The sequence below is a fragment of the Chamaesiphon sp. GL140_3_metabinner_50 genome (genome assembly GCF_025361915.1).
In the GTDB taxonomy this organism is placed as follows: Bacteria; Cyanobacteriota; Cyanobacteriia; order Cyanobacteriales; family Chamaesiphonaceae; genus Chamaesiphon.
Genome location: NZ_JANYJC010000230.1, coordinates 1 through 4597 on the forward strand (window position 1 = coordinate 1; position 4597 = coordinate 4597).

A 4597-nucleotide genomic window follows, 5' to 3' on the forward strand; every position below is an offset into this window, starting at 1 on the left:
CTGCTAATTTTGTGGGCACAGCGGATGGATTGGTTATTTGGAATCGATATGGCGATTTATTTCGATCCAGACTTACCCCCCATCGTGCCTGATGGCTTCCTCAGCTTGGGTGTAGAACGAGTCTATGATGAAGAACTACGACCTAGTTATGTCCTATGGGACGAACTAATCGTACCCAGCCTCGCGATCGAAATCGTCTCACCTACCTATCGAAAAGAATATACTACCAAGCTCGTTCGATATGCCGAGCTTGGAGTTCTGTACTATGTAATTTATAATTCCCAACGGCGACGCAAACCTAAGCTAGAAATTTATAAACTAGTAAATGGCAGCTATCAGCTCCAAGCTAGTAACCCGCTATGGATGCCAGAAATCGGCTTAGGGATCGGTTACGAGCGAGGTGACTACAGCGGACTCACCAGAGAGTGGCTTTATTGGTACGATGAAAATAACCAACGTTATCCCACCCCAACTGAATGGGTAAAGCTAGAGCAGCAGCGGACGCAACTAGAAATTATCAAAGCTAGGCAGGCACAAGCCGAGTCCCAACGAGCACAAGCTGAGTCCCAACGAGCACAAGCTGAGTCCCAACAGGCACAAGAGCGGGTAGCAAGATTAGCCGCAAAACTGCGGGATTTGGGGATCGACCCCGATGAAGTATAGAATGTACCGATCGTATTCTACAGGGTTCTGAATGCTCACAATTCCCCGCATCTCAAAGATGCGGGGTTTGACAATCAGACCTTGAATAGTTGCGAGTAGAATTTAGTGTCGATTAGTTTTCTTCGAGCCAATCGATGTCGATCGAAGTATTTTGAGCTTCACTCGTGCTGGGAAGTTTACCGCTTTCTTCAATAATGCTAGAAGTAGCGCGATTGCGAATTGCCATTAATTTCGAGATTGTCAGTTTAGGATCGGCATTAGGCTTGAGCGTGTAGAGCTGATTTTGAGGGTTGCAAACACCTTTGAGTTGCTTTGTCGCACACACTACAGGCATGTTATTAACAGTGCCAGCAGTAATATATTTTAACTGTCCGCTGCGATACATCGATTGAAATCTAGCCGACACCTGCTGACAACGAGTTTGGGGGTTAAATCCCGAACCGCTAAAGTCTTCCGAACTCCAGACAACGATCGTGATATCGCCTTTTTTGGTTTTAGCGATGGTTGCTGGCTTACCATTCGAGGTACCACAGACAAAGCTAGTGGTGGCTGTAGCCTGACTGGCTGGAACGAAGGCAATATTGCTGCTAACTACAGCGATCGCGGCTAGAGTGAGGTTAGCAAGGCGATTGGGTAAAGATTTCATTTTCCAGATTGTCATAAGTTTATGTTTCGATCGATTATTAAATTTAAGAAACACTACGTTACCTTAAAGTTCCGAATGGGTTAGTAATTTTATGTTGATAATTTACTATTTTTTACAATCGGCTGTTGACACTTCAATTGCGTAGCAGCTAATGTTTCTAGCTGTTGAACTCACTCTCCGTCATTCCCCATCAGGTAATCGATGAATTGTCGCGCAGTGCGCCCAGAGCGTCCGTTGTGTCTTGTTGCCCATTGTAAGGCACGTCTTTCCAGATCGTCACGCTCGATCGGCAATTGTGCTGAAGTTGCTAAATGATGGACGATTTCGAGATATTTAGGTTGGTCGGCAGGCTCAAAGGTTAGTGTAATGCCAAACCGATCGCTGAATGATAGTTTTTCTTGGACGGTATCCCACATCTGAATGTCGTCAGCATCTTGAGGGCGCGGTCGATCTGCAAAATATTCTCTAACTAAATGCCGCCGATTGGAAGTGGCATACACGACTACATTAGCAGGTCTAGCGGTGACGCTGCCTTCTAGAACGACTTTTAGGGCTTTGAAAGCCTCATCATCGGCTTCAAATGAAAGATCGTCGATGAAAATAATAAATTTTTGCGGTAAATCAGCAATTCGATCGAGAATTATCGACAGATCGCGCATATCGGTTTTACTGACTTCAATTAGTCTTAATTGACTATCGGTAAAATAATTGAGTAAGCTTTTAACCAGCGATGATTTACCCGTGCCTTTACCACCATATAACAAAATATTTAGAGCTGGTTTACCTGAAAGCAATGCTTTGGTATTTTTAATTAGCGTATCTTTTTGCAGCTCGTAACCGATAAGCTGTTCGATCTCGATTCGATCGGGTGTGGTAATTCCCACGAGACTATTCTGCCATCTCAATGCTCGATATTTACCAAATATCCCCAGTCCCGATTCCTGGTAATACCGCACGATATCTTCTAGTAATTCACCCCAGTTATCTGGTACATCTGTAGATTCACCCCAATTTTTACAGTCTAATTTACTTACAATATTGGCTCTGCCGCGATTTTCGATTCGATCGATTGGGCTACTTTCAATCCAGCAAACTGGATTTTCACCAACTTGCTGTACCCACTTAGGAATATAGTGACCGTTAATATAGAGCGTATATAAAGATTGTAAATCTTGTCTGGCAGCCATGACTAGAGCTGGTGATAAATATTTGTCAAGCGTACCGTTCGGAACATCAACAGCAATATTTTGAGCCTGAAGCGTAAACGGATTTTCGGCTTGTAAGATCCGATCGATTAAATATTCTTCCCAACCACAATTTTCAGCAGCCAACGCTTTAAAAAAACGTCCGTAAGCAGTCAAACAAATTAAGGCAGTAGCTTGCGATCGATCGCGATTGGCGATCGCATCTAGTAGTTCGATCGCCGCCTTACCAACCTCACTATTTAAGATATCTTGATATACTAACAATCCCGCAATCGCCCGTTGCATCTGATGGAGTTCGGCGGTGTGTCGCTCGTGATGGGAGGAATTCATGGGATTAGGCTTTAGGTTTTAGGTTTTAGGCTTTAGGGAGTAAGAAGTAATAAGTAAGAAAAGATCTGTAGGTTGGGTTGAAGAATGAAACCCAACATGCTCACTGGTGCAAGATGTGAGTTTAGCGACGTTGGCAATTATCACAATTGCCGCAACGCCAGGTTTTTGGCTGGGGGGAGCCGAAAGCGGCGAGTAGAAATGCCCAGCGACAGCCGGAGTGAGTGATATACGTCGTAATTTCTCGGAAAACTTGTTGCTGTTGAGTCTGTAACACTTTCCAATCGGGTGGTTTACCAGTCTCGATGCGTCGATAATTAAACGGGGTTTCCCAGACTAATTCACCCACGCTGTGTAGTAAAGATAGGGCAACCAAGCTCTGGGGAAATTTCTGCTCGATCTCGCGGATGTCGCCACTGGCGGGGAGTTGCTTGGCTAAAGTAGTCGCCAGATCGTAATGACGATCGATACTTTCGCCAAAAAATCGCGATCGCTGACGATCTTCTGGATACAATAATCCGGTCGCCTCGCATACTAATAATAACGCCTCTGCAAGCTGTCCGTCCCGTCCAGCCCGACCGATTTCTTGAATGTATTCGGCGAGTAATACGGGCGGATGAAAATGCGCGATCCAGCGGACATTTGCTTTATTAATCCCCATCCCGAAGGCACAGGTACACACCACGTACTGTAATTTACCACTCAACCATTCGCTCTCGACTCGTCGCCGAGCTTGGGGACTCAAACCCGCGTGATAAGCCACTGTGCGATCGCCTCGCGCTGCCAACCATGCAGCTAATTCTTCGCTGGTGTCGCGGGTTCTGACGTATACCAGCCCCGACTGACGCGGGTATTTATCGATAAACTCGGTTAGGTGTTTTTTGCGCCCGCGTGGAGTCCAGATTTGCTTGACTGATAACTTGAGATTCGGACGGTGCGGATTGAGAATAAATTCGGCTGGCTGCTGGAGTTGCAAAACGCGGCTAATTATCTGCTGCGATCGGGGGTCAGCCGTGGCTGTAAAGGCGGCGATCGCCATTTTGGTACCTGCACGCTTAGATTGAATTAAGGCGGTGCGGATCGCCCCCAAGCGGCGGTATGTGGGACGAAAGGTTTCGCCCCAATGTACCAGGCAATGAGCTTCATCGAGAATCAGTCGATCGATCTGAAGTTCGGGCTGGCACAATTTCGCCCAGACTGTCTGATTGAGTAGGGTTTCTGGCGAGATATATAACAGCCGCAAGCGTCCGGTTTCTAGAGCTTGTAATGTCTGGATGCGACTTTTGGGAGGGAGTTCGCTATGCAATAAGCCAGCCGCCAATCCTTTGGCGGTTAATTCCTGTACTTGATTTTCCATCAAGGCTACCAGTGGCGAAATAACTAGGGTAACGCCACTACTCAATAAAGCAGGAATTTGAAAACACAAAGATTTACCGCCCCCCGTCGGCATCACAATCAGTGCGTCGCGATCTGCTAGTAAGCATTCAATAATCTCGCGTTGAGGCGATCGCAGTTCGGTATATCCCCATACCTGCTGTAGTTTGGCTTGAATCCGATCCATGTAAAAAGTCGAAAGTTGAAAGTTGAAAGCGAAAAGTGCGTTCTTGGGCGCGAAGCTCTGAGTGGGAAGCTTCCCCCACAAACGTCGCTTGGTTTCCCCTGTCTTGTCTTGACGCACACAACCGAGAGGAAACCTCCCGGTCGATGCGTCGCTGTCTCACCTCTTTTGACGGGGAAAATAACCAAAGGTGAGCCG

General features: G+C 46.6%; 4 protein-coding genes. 1 reads left to right on the forward strand and 3 read right to left on the reverse strand.

Translation table 11 applies throughout. The annotated features are described in order from the left end of the window. Positions 1 to 663: Uma2 family endonuclease (locus Q0R35_RS11390; protein WP_295617840.1), on the forward strand; the 663-nt coding region annotated here is incomplete at its 5' end. A 112-nt stretch (positions 664 to 775) separates the two neighbouring features. On the opposite strand, the gene Q0R35_RS11395 is transcribed toward Q0R35_RS11390, so the two are convergent. The 3 genes from Q0R35_RS11395 to Q0R35_RS11405 all read right to left on the reverse strand — a co-directional run bounded on the left by Q0R35_RS11395 (position 776) and on the right by Q0R35_RS11405 (position 4402). Beyond that, positions 776 to 1324 carry a COP23 domain-containing protein gene (locus Q0R35_RS11395; RefSeq protein ID WP_295617843.1) on the reverse strand — a complete coding sequence of 183 codons (549 nt, stop codon included), beginning with the start codon at positions 1322 to 1324 and terminating at the stop codon, positions 776 to 778. 155 nt (positions 1325 to 1479) lie between these two features. Continuing rightward, positions 1480 to 2844, reverse strand: coding sequence for an ATP-binding protein (locus Q0R35_RS11400; protein WP_295617846.1), 1365 nt, complete (start codon positions 2842 to 2844; stop codon positions 1480 to 1482). 121 nt (positions 2845 to 2965) lie between these two features. Beyond that, on the reverse strand, positions 2966 to 4402 hold the full coding sequence (locus Q0R35_RS11405) for an ATP-dependent DNA helicase RecQ (protein WP_295617849.1): 1437 nt from the start codon (positions 4400 to 4402) through the stop codon (positions 2966 to 2968). Between the last annotated feature and the right edge of the window lie 195 nt (positions 4403 to 4597).

Excerpts from the sequence above, each read along its gene's own strand:
- Q0R35_RS11395 (WP_295617843.1), bottom strand. The coding sequence starts at position 1,324 with ATGACAATCTGGAAAATGAAATCTTTACCCAATCGCCTTGCTAACCTC.
- Q0R35_RS11400 (WP_295617846.1), bottom strand. The coding sequence starts at position 2,844 with ATGAATTCCTCCCATCACGAGCGACACACCGCCGAACTCCATCAGATG.
- Q0R35_RS11405 (WP_295617849.1), bottom strand. The coding sequence starts at position 4,402 with ATGGATCGGATTCAAGCCAAACTACAGCAGGTATGGGGATATACCGAA.